General features: G+C 37.2%; 15 protein-coding genes and 1 other annotated feature. Of the genes, 10 read left to right on the top strand and 5 right to left on the bottom strand.

Annotated features, from left to right (window positions below; genetic code table 11):
- The first annotated feature begins 13 nt into the window (after positions 1-13).
- The 4 genes from F3D3_RS08680 to F3D3_RS08665 all read left to right on the top strand — a co-directional run bounded on the left by F3D3_RS08680 (position 14) and on the right by F3D3_RS08665 (position 4,328).
- Positions 14-841, top strand: coding sequence for an aminotransferase class IV (locus F3D3_RS08680; protein ID WP_069873059.1), 828 nt, complete (start codon positions 14-16; stop codon positions 839-841).
- A complete protein-coding gene (gene pepT / locus F3D3_RS08675) occupies positions 838-2,079 on the top strand; it encodes a peptidase T (RefSeq protein WP_069873057.1) in 1,242 nt (413 codons plus the stop codon). Before F3D3_RS08680 ends, pepT begins: the two co-directional genes overlap by 4 nt.
- Complete coding sequence (locus tag F3D3_RS08670; protein WP_069873056.1) at positions 2,080-2,823, top strand: ThiF family adenylyltransferase; 744 nt, start codon at positions 2,080-2,082, stop codon at positions 2,821-2,823.
- Positions 2,824-2,972: 149 nt separating this feature from the next.
- Complete coding sequence (locus tag F3D3_RS08665) at positions 2,973-4,328, top strand: peptidoglycan-binding protein (RefSeq protein WP_069873054.1); 1,356 nt, start codon at positions 2,973-2,975, stop codon at positions 4,326-4,328.
- A 107-nt stretch (positions 4,329-4,435) separates the two neighbouring features.
- On the opposite strand, the gene F3D3_RS08660 is transcribed toward F3D3_RS08665, so the two are convergent.
- Positions 4,436-4,990 carry a LiaI-LiaF-like domain-containing protein gene (locus tag F3D3_RS08660; RefSeq protein ID WP_069873052.1) on the bottom strand — a complete coding sequence of 185 codons (555 nt, stop codon included), beginning with the start codon at positions 4,988-4,990 and terminating at the stop codon, positions 4,436-4,438.
- A 345-nt stretch (positions 4,991-5,335) separates the two neighbouring features.
- Positions 5,336-5,550 (top strand) — a binding site (T-box leader).
- A 58-nt stretch (positions 5,551-5,608) separates the two neighbouring features.
- Here F3D3_RS08660 and F3D3_RS08655 point away from each other — a divergent pair.
- The 3 genes from F3D3_RS08655 to F3D3_RS08645 are packed head-to-tail and all read left to right on the top strand — an operon-like array spanning position 5,609 to position 10,128.
- Positions 5,609-6,106 (top strand): GNAT family N-acetyltransferase, encoded by a 498-nt coding sequence (locus F3D3_RS08655; protein ID WP_069873050.1) that lies wholly within the window; start codon positions 5,609-5,611, stop codon positions 6,104-6,106.
- Positions 6,107-6,140: 34 nt separating this feature from the next.
- Positions 6,141-8,780 carry a valine--tRNA ligase gene (locus F3D3_RS08650; RefSeq protein WP_069873048.1) on the top strand — a complete coding sequence of 880 codons (2,640 nt, stop codon included), beginning with the start codon at positions 6,141-6,143 and terminating at the stop codon, positions 8,778-8,780.
- Positions 8,781-8,823: 43 nt separating this feature from the next.
- The gene (locus tag F3D3_RS08645; protein ID WP_242877113.1) at positions 8,824-10,128 is read left to right on the top strand and encodes a folylpolyglutamate synthase/dihydrofolate synthase family protein; all 1,305 of its coding nucleotides are present in this window, start codon (positions 8,824-8,826) and stop codon (positions 10,126-10,128) included.
- A gap of 62 nt (positions 10,129-10,190) precedes the next feature.
- Here F3D3_RS08645 and F3D3_RS08640 read toward each other — a convergent pair whose 3' ends face one another.
- Complete coding sequence (locus F3D3_RS08640) at positions 10,191-12,044, bottom strand: lectin like domain-containing protein (RefSeq protein WP_069873046.1); 1,854 nt, start codon at positions 12,042-12,044, stop codon at positions 10,191-10,193.
- A 113-nt stretch (positions 12,045-12,157) separates the two neighbouring features.
- Positions 12,158-12,694, bottom strand: a complete 537-nt coding sequence (locus F3D3_RS08635; RefSeq protein ID WP_069873045.1) for a DUF4364 family protein — start codon at positions 12,692-12,694, stop codon at positions 12,158-12,160.
- Between the two features lie 138 nt (positions 12,695-12,832).
- On the opposite strand from F3D3_RS08635, the gene F3D3_RS08630 reads away from it, so the two are divergent.
- A complete protein-coding gene (locus F3D3_RS08630; protein WP_069873043.1) occupies positions 12,833-14,005 on the top strand; it encodes a polysaccharide deacetylase family protein in 1,173 nt (390 codons plus the stop codon).
- Positions 14,006-14,025: 20 nt separating this feature from the next.
- Entirely contained in the window at positions 14,026-14,163 is a 138-nt protein-coding gene (locus tag F3D3_RS24080; protein ID WP_175438328.1) for a hypothetical protein, read from the top strand.
- Positions 14,164-14,331: 168 nt separating this feature from the next.
- Here F3D3_RS24080 and F3D3_RS08625 read toward each other — a convergent pair whose 3' ends face one another.
- Positions 14,332-15,504: a hypothetical protein gene (locus tag F3D3_RS08625; protein ID WP_069873041.1), complete on the bottom strand. Its 1,173-nt coding sequence runs from the start codon at positions 15,502-15,504 to the stop codon at positions 14,332-14,334.
- 184 nt (positions 15,505-15,688) lie between these two features.
- On the opposite strand from F3D3_RS08625, the gene hpt reads away from it, so the two are divergent.
- Positions 15,689-16,213, top strand: a complete 525-nt coding sequence (gene hpt / locus F3D3_RS08620) for a hypoxanthine phosphoribosyltransferase (RefSeq protein WP_374700072.1) — start codon at positions 15,689-15,691, stop codon at positions 16,211-16,213.
- Positions 16,214-16,322: 109 nt separating this feature from the next.
- Here hpt and dapD read toward each other — a convergent pair whose 3' ends face one another.
- The gene (dapD, locus tag F3D3_RS08615; protein ID WP_069873037.1) at positions 16,323-17,033 is read right to left on the bottom strand and encodes a 2,3,4,5-tetrahydropyridine-2,6-dicarboxylate N-acetyltransferase; all 711 of its coding nucleotides are present in this window, start codon (positions 17,031-17,033) and stop codon (positions 16,323-16,325) included.
- Between the last annotated feature and the right edge of the window lie 19 nt (positions 17,034-17,052).

The raw sequence follows: 17,052 nt of genomic DNA, 5'->3' as shown, positions 1-17,052 counted from the left end.
ACGATATGAACTTATGAATAACCAATGTCATATAACGATCATGAAAAATGGGGCACAGGTGGATATAAATGAAGAGGTGCGTTACCTACAATCTCCAGTTTATGAAGTCATTCGAATTATTGAGGGGACCCCTTTATTTTTCCAAGAACATATGAAACGATTTCAAACTTCGCTTGAGCTTGTAAATTATGAATGCGCTTACAGCAGTGAAACCATTTTTGATCAAATCAAGAACCTCATTGAAACGACAGGTTTAAAAGACAATAATATAAGACTTGAATATGGTGTGACAGATTTGGGTATGATCCTAATGCTCTTTATGGTCAAATCAGAATATCCCAATAAATCATTCTATGAACAAGGTGTTAGAGTGAAAACAGCTTGTATTGTCAGAGGAAATCCTCATGCAAAGCTTGTCAATAAACATTATCTGGAACAGATCAGTGCATTGAAAGCAGTATCTGACGTTTACGAAATTATTCTTAAAAATGAAGCTGGAAAAATTGCTGAAGGCAGCAAATCCAATCTATTTTTTATAAAAGATCAAACGATTTACTCTGCAAAGGAAGCTGATATTTTAATGGGCATTACAAGGCTTGAGCTCATGGCAATATTTGAAAAATTAGATTTGACTTATATAGAACTAGATATTTACGAAGAAACACTAGAGCGTTATGAAGCTTGTTTCCTCTCTGGGACTTCAATAGGGGTTTTGCCGATTGAGTCCGTGAACGAAATGAAATACAATTCAACATCAAATCATGTTATTATAAAATTAATGGGCGCTTATAACACTGCTGTGAAAAACAATTTAGAAAATACGAGGAGGTTGTATTTATGACAAAAGTACATGAACGTTTTTTGAAATATGTGGCATTTGATACAAAATCAGACCCGGACTCTGAGACTTGTCCCTCTGCTGAAAAACAAAAAAAATTGGGAGCGTTTCTCGTCTCTGAAATGAAGGCAATGGGTATTTCAGATGTAGGAATGGACGAAAATGGCTATGTTTATGGTCAAGTACCTTCTAATTCTTCTAATGCTAAAGCACCAAGCTTAGCCCTTATAGCACATATGGATACATCACCAGATCTATCAGGTGCAAATATAAAGCCGCAAATTATCAAAAATTATGATGGTGGTACAATCGTTCTCAATGAGAGCCTTGATATTAAAATGTCTCCAAAAGAATTTGATCATTTGGCACATTATAAGGGACAAGATTTGATCGTGACGGATGGCACGACGCTCCTTGGAGCCGATAATAAAGCGGGTATTGCTGAGATTTTAACGTTATGTGAGAGATTGATTGAGCATGAGGAAATCCTTCATGGGCCTCTTAAAATAGCGTTCACACCAGATGAGGAAGTGGGTAGAGGCGCCGATTTATTTAACCTTGAAAAACTAAAGGCTGACTTTGGATATACTGTGGATGGTGGAGAACTAGGAGAGCTTGAGTTTGAAAATTTCAATGCAGCCACAGCAAAAGTAAAAATAAAAGGAACTAACATTCATCCCGGATCTGCCAAAGGCAAAATGGTGAATTCTATTTTGATTGGTATGGAGTTTAATCAAATGTTGCCATCTTTTGATGTGCCTTCATTTACGGAAAACTATGAAGGCTTTAATCATCTTAATGATTTTCAAGGCACAGTGGAAGAGACACATTTGCTTTACATCATAAGAGATCACGATCTTGAAAAATTTGAGGCGAAAAAAGCGATGTTTATGAAAATTACCGATTTTTTAAATCAAAAATACGGTTCAAATACAGTTGAAACCAAGTTGGTGGATTCCTATTTCAATATGAGAGAAAAAATTTTGCCTCATTTCCATTTGATAGAAACTGTAAAAACAGCTATGGAATCTTGTAATGTAGCCCCTCTTATTGTTCCGATTAGAGGGGGAACAGATGGTGCAAGGCTTTCTTACATGGGGCTTCCATGCCCTAATATTTGTACAGGAGGTCATAATTTTCATGGCAGATTTGAATACATTCCTGTTCAATCTATGGAGAAGACAGTGGATATATTAATTGAGATTGTAAAAAGCTATGAGAGATATCAAATGGAGGTATAAATGAAACATCGTTTTCAACGCTTTGAATTTCTGATAGGTGCAGAAAAACTCAAATCATTAAGTCAAAAACATGTGGTGGTATTTGGTGTTGGAGGCGTCGGCTCATTTGCAATTGAAGCGCTTGCCAGATCAGGCGTTGGAAAACTAACCCTTGTAGACTATGACACCGTTGATCTTACCAATATCAACAGACAAATACATGCAAACGATAAAACCGTTGGGAGAATCAAGGTTGAGGCAATGGCGGAGCGTCTTCATATCATTAATCCAGAGCTTAAGCTTGATGCTGTAAATCAAATGATCACCCCTGAAAATGCAGATGATTTTTTTGATGCGCGTCAGATCGATTATATTGTAGATGCCATAGATATGGTCACTTCGAAAATCGAACTCGTTCTTCAAGCTCAAAAAAGAAAAATTCCGATTATTGCTTCAATGGGGACCGGCAATAAACTGGATCCCACTCGGTTAAAAGTAACCGATATTTACAAGACAGAAATTTGTCCACTGGCAAGAGTGATGAGGAAAGAACTTAAGTCTAGAGGCGTAAAAAAGTTACAAGTGGTATTTACGGATGAAATGCCACTTATACCAGATTATTCAAGCCTTGATGAAATGCCCACGATAGGCCGGAAATGGCCTCCAGGGAGCAGTGCAGTTGTGCCTTCGAGTGCAGGCCTTATTCTGGCTTCTGTCGTGATTAATGACTTCTTAAATGAGGTTGAATTAGTTGACATAATGTGATAAAATTCTATTGTTACTGAGATTAAATCGCGAGCAAATAAAAAAATAACATTAATCCAATTTGTTTATTTGTATAAAAGAGGCGAAATAAACTGTGCATCATTTATTGAAAGGAAGTGTGCATGGTACAAATTCTGCGGAGGAAATTTATGACTAAAAAAGTATGGATTCAAGTAATGTTGGCGATGCTATTGTCTACACTCATGTCTGTTAGTTTTATGGACGGTACTATTCCACTCAATCAGACCACTTATAAAAAGGGAGACGATTCCGAGGATGTTAAGCTCATCCAGATTGCACTTGCACTGGATGGCTCTTATGATGGCACCGAATTTACGACAACATTTGGACCCAAGACTGAAAAGGCTGTTATTGTATTTCAAAATAAATATGGTCTTGATGCTGATGGGGTTATAGGGCGTTCTACGATTGATAAGATGACTTCTAAGGGGCTGTTTCCACTCTTGTCGAAACCTATGTACAAATTTGAAGATGAGCATAATGAAATCAAGTTTATACAGTATGCACTTATTCAAGAAGGGTTGTTAGAAATAGAATACCCAACCACTTATTTTGCGACTTTAACAGAGCGTGCTGTTAAGTCATTTCAGAAAAAATATAATTTGGAAGCAGATGGAATTGTTGGAGAAGCGACGATTGAAAAGTTCGCAGCGCTGGGATATGTTAAAAACAGGATTCAAAAAGAAGTTGCAAGCGAAAATGACAGTGATAGCGGAAGTGGTGCTGGTGTTGAAACCGCAGTGATTGTTGAGACTGTAAATACTCAAAATTTGAGCTATATTGGAAGTGTTCAACATACATCTTTCAAAAAAGGCGATAACAACAGTGATGTTGCACTGATTCAAAGTGCGCTTCATATGATGGGATATCTTGAAAGCGATGCATTTACAACCTTGTATGGCGATCAAACGATTGAAGCTGTTAAAAAACTACAGACAGCATCTGGTTTAGAAGCAGATGGCGTCATTGGAAGCTCTACTTTTGATATTTTCAAACGGTATGGCATATTAACAAATGCTGTTGCAGTGGTGTCCAGAGGGGATCAAAGAAATGGCGAATATTTAGATTGGTTCAAGGATGTTCTTCCTATGGCAGAATCTAAATACGGTGCAGACTATCGTGGAAAAATTAAAATTGTCATTGAAGATTATCAGACGGGTGTTAAGATCAATGCACTCTTTTCCTATGGTCACAATCATATGGACATAGAGCCGTTAACAAAAGAAGACACAGAAAAAATTAAAAAATTGTGGAATTATAAATACGATTGGACTATGAGACCGGTTCTTGTCTATTATCTAGATCATGTGGTTGCAGGATCACTTGCAGGGATGCCACATGCGGGATCTACATTAGATAGGATAGGCGATAATGGTATGTCTGGTGTCTGTGATTTGCATTTTAGGAACAGTAGAACACATGCAACTAATAAAATTGATGAAAGACATCAAAAGCAAGTCAGAATAGCGGCAGGCGTAAATTAGATAAGTTATAAAAAAGGGGATCTTACAAAATGATTTAACATTCATTTTGCAAGATCCCCTTTTTTATATTGCATGAGTGATACTTCACATTTAGATTACCAAGAAGCTTATTTCTTCAAGCGATCAGATGCTTTTGAATTTGAAGGGGCATCCTCAAAGTAATCCTCATCACTTTCATCGAAATCCTCATGATCACGATCTCTTGTAATCAAATATAGGCCGAAAAGCACGAGCCCAATGTAAAGCACCATATCAAAAGGAATATTTAAAACACTGTCGATCAGAAAAATGGCAGAAGTAATCACTAGAATAATCCCCATTTTAAAATTGTACTTGCGATTATGACCATAATAATACATTTGTAAAAAGCCAAGTCCAGGGCCCATGATGTAAAGTGGCCAGATGCGTCCAGAATATCGCCATGTAGCGAAATTTCCGATCATAAAGATCAATGAGTAAGTGATCAAGGTAGCACCTGTTAGAAGATTCCTTGAGCCACCGTGACCAGTGAAGTATTTTCGCTCTGCTTGAATCCCTAGGTATAAAATAATGAGAGGCCAAAGTTCCCAAATACTGAAGTGTATAAAATGATAGTGATCAAAGATAAGTAAAGCGCCTAAGATAATAAAAATAAGGCCTAAAAATCCGTTGCGTGTTTTCATGTTGTAATCCCTCCTAAAAATATTAGATGCAAATAAACAATGCTTAGATCAAGTTTTGACTTTTGACCCCCTAATTAACAATATCATAAATCCAATCTGAATATCAAAGCGTATACTCAGTCCGCTTCGCTACCTTCTTATCACTTGCACAATCCTATCGGATTGCATTTAGTGGGAGACATCTCCTCAAGGGTTATAATAACTAAGTGTCTTTATTATGCCTTAAAATGGTTAAGAATGCGTTAGAACATCATTAAAAGAGAATTAGCATTTAAGACGAACATACAATTTCATAACGGTTGACAGCAGATTGAGTTTTCATTATAATGAGAGTAATCTATAGACATAACATCTGGGAAAAAGAGGAGTAAACATTACGTATTTAGTAGAGAAAAGAATCCATCGGCTGTAAGGTTCTTTAAATGGCGCGTGTTGAAGGTAGCTTTGGAGATGAGTTTCTGAAAAAGAGTAAGAAATTCCGGTGAGAATCGTTAAATCTGTCGAGAGTTATGATGCAAGTCATAAAATTAGGGTGGTAACGCGGTCCATTCGTCCCTTTCAAGGGATGAGTGGCTTTTTTTGTGTCAAAAATACAAATTTGGAATGAGGGGATTCAGTATGAGTGATTTAATGATTAGACATGTGGAAATAAAAGATGCAGCCGATATTGTGGCAATTCGAAAGCAAGTAACGGTTGCTCAAAATACCCTAGGGTTGCCATATCAATCAGTCAAAAGAAGCGAACAGTTTTTAGAAACAGCACTTGCTGATCCAACCTGTTACATTTTAGTTGCAGAAGAAGATGAAAAAATTGTAGGCATTTGTTCTATAAAGGTTTTTGATAATCCAAAGATGAATCACGCTGCAACGCTTGGAATTATGGTACATGAAGCCTATCATGGAAAGGGTATCGGGAATGCAATGATGACTGAAATCTTAAAGCTTTCCGATGAATGGCTCATGCTTAAACGTGTTGAACTTGGCGTCTTAAGTGATAACGAAAAAGCGATAAAACTCTATGAGAAACATGGATTTGAAAAAGAAGGTACCAAAAAATATGCGATTAAGAAAAATGGTATTTATGCAGATGAAGTAATCATGGCGAGATATCGTTAAACTTAAAATAAGAAAATATAGAGGAGAAAAATATATGGATAGTAAATATAATCCGAAGGATTTTGAAGATCGAATTTATGATGAATGGATTGCAAAAAAAAGTTTTACGGCAAAGGTAAATCCCGAAAAGGAGCCATATACCATCGTATTGCCGCCACCAAACATTACAGGACAACTTCATATGGGACATGCACTTGATCAAACCCTTCAAGATGTTTTAATCAGATGGAAGAGATTGCAGGGCTATGAAGCGTTGTGGTTACCAGGTACGGATCATGCGAGTATTGCAACAGAAGTAAGAGTTCTGAAAAGTATTGAAGAAAAAGAAGGTATTACAAAAGATCAACTCGGTAGAGATGAATTTTTAAGACGTGCATGGGAATGGCGTGATGAATATGGCCGTATTATCGTCAATCAAATGAAAAAAATAGGGTCGTCGTGTGACTGGGATAAAGAGCGTTTTACAATGGATGAAGGGTGTAACAAAGCGGTTACAGAAGTCTTTATAAGACTTTACAATAAAGGTCTCATCTACAGAGGCAATCGTTTGATCAATTGGTGTCCTGATTGTAAGACGACATTATCAGATGCAGAAGTTGAGCATGAAGAGAAGCCAGGACATTTTTATCATATCAATTACAGCGTTAAAGACTCTGATGAAATGCTTGAAATTGCCACAACTCGACCAGAAACGATGATTGCAGATACAGGTGTTGCTGTAAATCCAAATGACGAAAGGTATAAACACCTCATTGGAAAGACTTGCATATTGCCACTTGTAGGGCGAGAACTGCCCATTATTGCGGATGATTATGTTGACCTTGAAGTTGGAACGGGGGCTTTAAAAGTGACGCCAGCTCATGATCCAAATGATTTTGAGATCGGTATGAGACATCATTTGGAGCAGATCAACATCTTTAATGAAGATGCAACGATGAATGAAAATACAGGTAAATATCAAGGCATGGATCGCTATACTTGTCGAAAAGAAATCGTTAAAGATCTTGAGGCAGAAGGTTGTCTTGTCATGGTAAAAGATCATGCACATAATGTAGGCACTTGTTACAGATGTCATACCGTAATAGAGCCAAGAGTATCAGATCAATGGTTTGTACAAATGGCACCACTCGCAGGACCTGCCATGGACGTCATCAAAGATAATACGCTCAAAATTGTACCAGATCGATTTACGAAAGTTTACATGCACTGGCTTGAAAATATCAGAGATTGGTGTATTTCCAGACAACTTTGGTGGGGGCATAGGATTCCAGCATTCTATTGTGAATCTTGTCCTGAAATGGTTGTTGCCACTGAAATGCCAGATGTCTGCCCAAAATGTGGTGGGACGCACTTTAGACAAGATGATGATGTGCTCGATACGTGGTTTAGTTCAGCACTGTGGCCTTTTTCAACACTTGGGTGGCCAGATAAAACCCCTGAACTCGACTACTTTTATCCAACCAATGTCCTTGTAACGGGATATGATATCATTTTCTTCTGGGTCATCAGGATGGTTTTCTCAGCACTGGATGAGATGGGTGAAGTGCCTTTTGAGCATGTGTTCTTACATGGTCTTGTCAGAGACGCTCAAGGTAGAAAAATGAGTAAATCACTAGGTAATGGCGTTGATCCGCTGGATATAATTGATCAATACGGTGCCGATGCGCTCAGGTTTATGCTTGCTACAGGCAATAGTCCTGGAAATGATTTGAAATTCCAGATCGAAAGGGTTGAATCGTCTCGGAATTTTGCGAACAAATTGTGGAATGCTTCGAGGTTTGTCATTACTGGGCTTGAGGAAAATGATTTGACACTTACAGGTGCCGAAGTCTTAACCCTTGCAGATAAATGGATTCTTTCAAGGTTAAATACAGTGACTCAAGATATCACAACAAGTCTCGATAAATTTGAGCTTGGACTTGCAGCGAATAAAATATACGAATTTACATGGAATGAATACTGTGACTGGTATATCGAACTTGCTAAGAAGAGACTTTATGGCGAGGATCAGATTGAAAAGCAAACCGTACAAAAAGTCTTGGTAACAGTTCTTAAAGATATTTTGAGATTATTACATCCTTTTATGCCCTTTATTACGGAAGAAATATGGATGCATATGCCAAGTACAAACACCTTGCTTGTAACAGATCAATGGCCAGTTCAAGATGAAAAATGGCTAGATGGTGCTTCTGAAAAGCAAATGGAACGCGTCATGGAGGCTATAAAAAATCTTAGAAATGTGAGAGCAGAGATGGACGTTGTGCCATCGCGTAAAGCAAAGTGTATGATCGTGGCATCTGATGCAGAAGTGGGTAATCAATTGCTTGAAAATGCAGCATATTTGATGACGCTTGCATCCTGTTCTGAAGTGACTTTAATTCATGATAAATCTGAAGTACCAGAAGATGCGGTTTCAACAGTGGTTTATGGTGCAGAGCTCTTTTTGCCACTTGCGGATCTCATTGACTTTGAAAAAGAAATGGAACGTCTCAAAAAAGAAAAAAGCAAGTTAGAATCCGAAGTGGATCGAGTGGCTAAAAAACTTTCCAATGAAGGGTTTGTAAAAAAGGCACCTCCTGAACTCCTTGAAGAAGAAAAGGCAAAACAATTAAAATTTGCTGAAATGTTAAATACTGTGAACGAGCGTATAGAAGCTATCGCAAAAAAACTTTAAATTTTTATCATGAGCATCATATAACGAAAATCGAGGCGTAAAAATGAAAATAAAGATGACAATTGATGAAGCACTGTCCTATATTCACGGGACTCATAAATTTGGTATAAAACTGGGGCTTGAAAATATTCGCTATTTGCTCGGTAAATTAGATAATCCTCAAAAACGACTTAAATTCGTACATGTTGCGGGTACAAATGGCAAAGGGTCAACGTGCTCTTTTATAGCAAATGTGTTGACTGAAGCTGGCTATAAAACAGGACTCTACACATCTCCCTATATTGAAATCTTCAATGAACGCATGAGAATTGATGGTATTTATATTTCGGATGATGAACTTGCAGAACTCGTAGGTGAGGTGAAGGTAGGGATCGAATCCATGGTAAGAGACGGCCGTAATCATCCGTCCGAATTTGAAGTGGTCACAGCAATTGCAATGCTCTATTATCAAAAACATCAATGTGATATTGTGGTTCTTGAGGTGGGGCTAGGGGGAAGTCTTGACGCAACCAATGTAATTGAAACGCCTTTGATATCTGTTATAACGCCTTTAGCTCTAGACCATACAGAGTATTTAGGAACAACACTAGCGCAAATAGCAGCGGTGAAAGGCGGCATAATCAAAGAAAATGGGGTTACCATTTGTCACCCGCAGTCAGTAGAAGCAATGGCTGTGATTCGCAAGATTTGTAAAGAAAAATGCAATGAACTTATAATGGCACCTGTTGATCAGGCTCAGATGGTTGAAGATATCATAGGCGGATTGACTTTTAGGTATGAAGGGATTCAATATACACTTAAAATGATCGCGCCATATCAAATGCAGAATGCGGTAGTGGCGATTGAAGTTCTAAAAGTGCTGAAAACAATTCATGGATTTAATTGGAAAGCAGAAACGCTTGTGAAGGGCATTAATACGACAAGGTGGATGGGGCGCTTAGAAGTCCTTAGAGAATCTCCATTAACGATTATTGATGGCGCTCATAATCCTCATGGGATAAAAGGGCTCCGTGATGCCATTCGAACACTGTTTCAGGGAGAGAAAATAACCGCAATTGTAGGGATACTAGAAGATAAGGATATCGAGGGCATGTTAAGTGAAATTTGTCCTTATATTCAAAGGGTTATTGTAACTAAACCTAATAATCCTAGAGCCATGTCAGCCGAGTGCCTTGCAGATAAGCTTAAAGCATATGATCACATAGAGATTCTCTATGTAGATGATCAAATTGAAAATGCTGTAAATTATGCAGAAGCTCATAAAGCGTCGTTAGGGATTATGATCTACTTTGGATCGCTTTATATGATTGGAGAAGTCCGCACAAAACTTCTCAAAATGATGCCATAAAATGAAAGACCAACCACAATTTTAATCGATATTTGTGGTTGGTCTTTTTCAATTGCTTTGTATTACTTGAATTCTGTGATAATGCGTATCCCCACATTAGAATTCTCACGTTCCTCACCGATATCTGTAAAGCCGTAATAGTCTGGGTCCGGCGATATATAGCTTTCATTTAGATTGCCCGTTATGGTGTATTCTATATCTGGATAGGGGGACTCAAGCGGCACCAAGAAAATGGTTTCATCATTTTGATAAGTGACCGCAATTGAAAAGGCTTGGTTTGGAGAAAGTTTTAGTGGCTTATCTAAGGTTAAAGTGTGATAACCTGGCAATGCAGCAGTACCAGATGCTATCTCTGTAAGCTCTAAATAAGTAGATTCAGGAACAGCTTTATTAGCATATGAAATCATAAATTTAACATCTTTTGAATTGGTATAAAAACCAATAGAAGTCAGATATTCAGAAACATTTTTTTGAGCAAGACTTGATTTAAAGACATTTAAGCCAGTTACTTGGTAAGTGTCTGAGTAGCCTTCAAAATGTGTAACCCCCGTATTGTCATAGTAATATTGTTTCTGATTTTCTTTGCGTTTTGAAATTGAAGTGATCAGTGTCGCTTTTTCGTTAATATGAACATCTTCATAAGAAACGTAGAATATACCTTGTTCTCCCCAATTATCACCCCAACTATTTTGTGCAATGAAGGCACCGTCAGTTTTGGGTTTAAAATTAAAATTATCTTTAGAATAAGAATCATCCCAACCGACGATGACGATATCGTGAGTAGGATCAGAGTCCGGATTGTAATTGTAAAAGCCGTAAGTCTTTTGGTTGTAATAAATTTTTTCGTCATTATAACCAATAGAAGATTGTGCTGCACCATATTTGTAAATGGCGTATTTAAGTTCATTTAAATTATTTTCAATTTCAATAAAATCCGAAATAACATATTCAGGTTTTAAATTGTTATTGACTTTGCCATCACCAAAGGTATCCGTTGGATCAACGATTGGTCCTATCCAGTTATTATAATAAGCGCTGGCAACACCAATGTAGCCCCCAGAATCATAATCGACTTTAATGGGCGCATTCAAAACCAAGTGATCTTCAGAAAAATCAAGGTAAACATGATGCTGTGTGGCAAGAGAGAGTTCAAAGAGTGTATTCGCAGCAAATGCCCAGCAAGTGCTTGAATTGCCTTGATCTCTAACAAAAAGTGATTTGACATCGGATCCTAAACTGTCGTATATATTAAACTTTTTAGGCAATTTAACCGAATAATCAAGTGCGTTGAGGACAACATCAGAAGTTACAATAAGAGGTGAACTTTCAATTGTTTCATCGCTCTTTAAAGTGTCCGTAAAAGTGGCGGGTTGCTTTGAAGTCGAACTGACATTGGAAACTTTTATGTTAAGACCTTTACGTGTATCAAATGCATATTGCCATCCAAAATCTTCCACGACAAAACGCCATGTAAGTGGAAAATAAGAAATACCCTTATAATTTAAAAGCGGATAGACCTCAGCGTCGTTTTTTATAATGACATTATTGACTTTAATAGGATACGAAGGGAGCTGCGCAGCAGTATCCCTTGAAACTGGGGCACTATCAAGATAGTTTACCGTGAATGCATTTGAATTGGCAGCAGCATAAGCAATTGTTAAGCCTTCTGCCATGGTGTAATTGAGCTTTAAACCAAGTCCTTTTGAAAATTCATATGTCATTGGAAAGTAGGTAATGTTATTGTAAACGATTAGCGGATACTCAAGCCTGCTATTATCAATTTCAAGAGCGTTAATTGTAATTGGAAACGTTGGTAAATTTATTTTAACGGTTTCGGTTTGAGCATAAGTTGGAAATTGTGTAAATATAAGGGAGCTAAATAAAACCAAACTCATTATTTTTTTACTAAAATTCATGGTGACCTCCATTTTGAAATATCAATCAAATTTAATGCTATTACTCTATTTTACCATAAGATAAACAAGAAAGCTGGACGAAAACTAATGATATATAATAAAAAAGATACAGATTAATCTGTATCATCCACTAAACGATTCATTATATCGCCATATAAATATTGAGCTTTTTTCTCCCAATTCTCACAAATCTGCTTCGCATGTTTATTGGAAACGACATTTACTTTAATATCCATTAAAGTATAAATACCTTCTTTAACGGTTAAATGGACAACGTAATCATTATCATCTTCTTTAAAATAGTCCGCAGTGACATTCGTTTTGATCACAAAAGACTTTTTTTTAGAATCGACACTGTCATTCATTTTTCTGCGCAGAGACTGAGAGACTCTATCCGAGAAGAGTTCAAGTATATTTTTACCACTTTCAGTGATGATATAGTAATTTTCGCCTTCACTTGTACTGTATTCTAACATGGAGGATTCAACTAAATCCGTTAGAAATTGCTGCAAATCAAAATAATTCATGATATCATGTTCTAAGATGAAATCCGTTAATTGTTGATTTGTAAGGGGGACGGAAAATTGATTAATCGTATATAAAATGATAATCTTAGATTTTAATTGTTGATCGGATGTTTGGTTAAGCAAGGTATGCCTCCTAAAATGATGTTACAAAAATTAGTATAGCACAAAATAGGCATATATCAAAACAAAAAACGTTTATATAACGAATGTTTCATTATATAATGGTAGTGTGACAAAAGGAGAAGACATCTAGGAGGTATTATGAAATCAATTAACAAATTAGTAATGGTTATGCTTTTAATAACACTTATATTAGTCGGTTGCACCACTGCTCAAACAGCTTCAACCGATTTAAAGACAGATTCAGGTGAGCAAAATCAATTGGACACAGAATCTGCAGAAGCATCTGAAATAGAAGATGTAGTAGTGCCAGAGGTAACAGAAGAAACGGTTGCAGCAGAAGAATTAGGTGAAGTCGAGGCAACTGAACCTGAAAATACGGATTCAGCTGCAAGTGAAGTGGATTATCAATTGGTTAAACCAGATGAGAGTAAAGAAATTATGGTGATCATGTATCATAATTTAGGTGAAAAGAATACCGATTATGGTAGAACGGTTGAAAGTTTTAAGCACGATTTAGAAAGATTGTATGATATGGGCTTTAGAACCATATCGATGCAAGATTATATTGAAAATAATATAACGACAGAATCGGGTTATACACCAGTTGTATTGACTTTTGATGATGGTCATATTACCAACTTTAATTATATTGAAAATGAGGGGCAATTGACAATCGATCCAGACTGTGTTGTAGGCATTGTGGATGAATTTTCAAAGACACATCCCGGATTTGGAAGAAACGCAATATTCTATCTCAATTATGGCAATGCTTTTGGTCAGTCAGAATACTTAGACCAGAAATTAACTTACTTGCTTGAAAACGGTTATGAAATTGGAAATCATACTTTTTCACATGAAGATTTGTCAACGCTTGACGCAAAAAGCATTCAAACTGCACTTGGAAAAAATGCCGCTTTATATCATGAACTAAACCCATTGGTCACTATGGATACCTTGGCATTGCCATTTGGAAAGCGTCCAGAAGGTGATAATCTTAGAGCCTATATTGATTCAGGCCAATATGAGGGCTATTATTATGAAAATAAGGCAATCTTAGCAGTGGGGTGGAAGCCTTATTATCCAATATATCATGTTCAGTATAATTATAGATATGTGAATAGAGTTCAGAGTGGTGATGGTGAAATGCAGTTGACATGGTGGTTAGATAATTATGTGAAGTCACCCTCTAAACGTTTTATCAGTGATGGTAATCCCGAACGGATTTCTGTTCCGGCAGAATATAGTGATCTAATTGATGCCGATAAAATAGGGGAGAAAGAACTTTACTTTTACGAACTAGAAGCAGAGTAATGACAAAAAGGAGGTCACTTTTGAAGTTTGATATTATTGCCATTATTTTTTTCTTTGTGATTTTGATTTCAATTCAGTATACGCTAAATCAGATTCTTTTGAATCTAAAAGATATCAATCGGAAATTAAATCGCATTCACAAAAATAAAATGGAATAGAAGCAAAATTCATTATAAATTAAAGAGCAAGCTCATTTTTTGGAGAATATCTACAAAAAAATTGATATTCACAAGGTATGGCATAAAAATACCAGCCATGGCGCTTCAGCGTTAATGGGCTGGTATTTTATATTAAAATTGCATTGAAATTATAAAGTTGAATGTGGTTTATAGCATTGAGAATAACAAGAAAATGTAATGGGCAGATATGCCTGCAATTAAGCCACCGATTGTATGTGAAAGAATCGCTTTAGAAGCTAATTTTCGAACATTAAGGGCATCCATCATACCCACATGAGTGCTCAAATAGCCGCTCCAACACATCCCCATCGCTGTGAAAACAGCAATATCATTCGGGCCTATAAGATCATGTGCAATGAAGTCTTTTACAAGTGCCATAGCGGCGCCGACAGAACCAAGAGACGTTATTGGAAATGCAATCGCTTCTGGACTCTTAAACCCAAAGAGTGGTGTTAAAATGGGGCTCAGCAATGCGCCAATTTTAGGAAACAATGCAACGCCTTCTTTTTTTGCCCCCGTATAAATAGCGATACCGTTTTCGTAACCCGCTGGACCAAAAGTGAAGATCATCACGAGAGTACAAATAATGACAACCCCTGGAATAATGGAAAGTCCCAATTCTACGCCTGTCTTTCCACCTTCTAATGTGGCGTCAAGAACACGCTCAAAAGTATTGCCGATTCGAACATCACGCAATAAATTGAGATCGTCAATAACAGGCTCTTTGTCTTTTTTTGGGGTTTGAATATTATAGTATTGCTTTGAAAATTTCATCATGATTCGAACGCTGACAATGCTGCCAATGATTGCACCTAAATTACCAATTAGAACAGGTGCTAGGTATTCTACGCCATCGCCTAATCCAAGCATATAGGTGGTTAAAATTAAACCCATACCAAATGCAGTCCCCAGATTACAGAGCGTTGGAAGTTGATAATCTTTAAAATACTTCTTAAAACCCGCGTCCTTTGCCAATGAAATAATGGCGGGATTATCCGACAGATAAGTGGTAATCATGCCTATTGAAGCCGCCCCTGGTAAATCATAAAGCGGTTTCATTATGGGCGAAATAATCTTATTAATAAGTGCAACAACCCCAAATTCTGATAACAAAGCCGCAAATGCGCCCGCAAGAACAGCAATCGCCATAATAAAAAACACAACATCAATTAATAAATAATGTGCTGTGTTCATTATGGTGTTGAACATCTTATCAATGCCCATCACCATTGAAAGATACCCAAAAAAAACACCTGAAATAATGAGAAAAACAAAAGTTTCAAGTGTAACCGCCTTTTTCTGTTTTGTATTATGCTCCATACTTTCCCCCTAAAACTTGATAGTTTAATTGTACTAAATTAGGCGGGACATAAGCAATCTATTTAGCGCGTCAAGAGGTTAAATAAATGTAATGAATCAAGGGCATAATACGAACTTGAAAAAAGTAGCGTGCTGGTATAAAATAGTGTTTATAATTGAAAAGTCTGGGAGGTACTAAATGAGTATTGAAAATAAGAGACGTGAAGTTTTACTATCGAAGGCAGTTATTGAAAACCGCGTTTCTGAACTTGGAGCAGAACTTACAAAAGCATATGAAAACAAGCATTTATTAGTCATCTCACTTTTAAAGGGAAGCTTTATATTTACTGCAGATTTAGTCAGAAAAATTGATTTACCTGTAAGAATAGAATTTATGACGACATCAAGTTATGAACATGGAGAAGAGACAACAGGTAAACTCAAGGTTGTTCAAGATATAAAGGTTGATTTAACAGAGTATGATGTGCTGGTTGTAGATGACATTACGGATTCGGCATTGACAATGACTGGTATTATTGAAATTTTAGGTGCACGAAATCCAAAGAGCATTAAGTCTTGTGTTTTATTAGATAAACCGTCAAGAAGAAAAACGCCTTATCAGCCTGATTATGTAGGATTTGAAATTCCAGACAAGTTTATTGTAGGCTACGGTCTTAACTATGGTGATTATTTTAGAAATATAGATCATGTGTTTGCATTTGTAGATTAATCCATGAAACAGAGAGCTATGCTAAAAACTTCTTTCGGGGATAGAGCCTTTACCACGCTGTGGGGCCCCTCCAATAAGTTATTAACATAGCTCTTGGTTATTTTATGCACTACTTTCGAAGATCCTCCAGTAGCTGAGTTTTTTCTTCAGTAGCTGCATCTTTCGCTTTAACGACTCTTGCCGGGGATCCTGCAACAACCATTCCTGCCGCGACGTCTTTCGTTACGATCGAACCCGCAGCCACAACAGCGCCTTTTCCAATCCTAACGCCCTCAAGAACGACTGCATTAGCACCGATGAGCACATCGTCTTCTATGATGACAGGCGTTGCACTAGGGGGTTCTAAAACACCCGCAATAACAGCACCTGCGCCCACATGGCAGTTTGCACCAATAGTTGCACGCGCACCGAGTACTGCATTCATGTCGATCATAGTACCACTTCCAATCTCACTGCCGATATTGATAACGGCGCCCATCATGATAACAGCTTGATCGCCAATTTTAACACGATCTCTAATGATGGCACCGGGTTCAATTCTAGCATTTACAGCTTTGATATCAAGCATTGGAATTGCAGAATTTCTGCGGTCATTTTCGAGCTCGTAAAATTCAATACTTGCTTTGTTGGCTTCGATTAATGCAACCACATCCGTGTGCTCACCAAAAATAACGTGCAAATTAGAATCTCCGAAAATCTTGACAGGAAAATCAACGGTATTGAGGTTCCCTTTAATATATGCCTTTACAGGTGTTATTTTTTTGGAATCCTTTATGAATTTGGCGATTTCATAAGGGTTTGTCATATCATATTGTGTCATTATATATCCTTTCTCATCA

It is taken from the genome of Fusibacter sp. 3D3 (genome assembly GCF_001748365.1).
Taxonomy (GTDB): Bacteria; Bacillota; Clostridia; order Peptostreptococcales; family Acidaminobacteraceae; genus Fusibacter_A.
The sequence above is the reverse complement of the archived record's forward strand: the minus strand, read 5'-3'. Positions and strand labels throughout refer to the sequence as shown.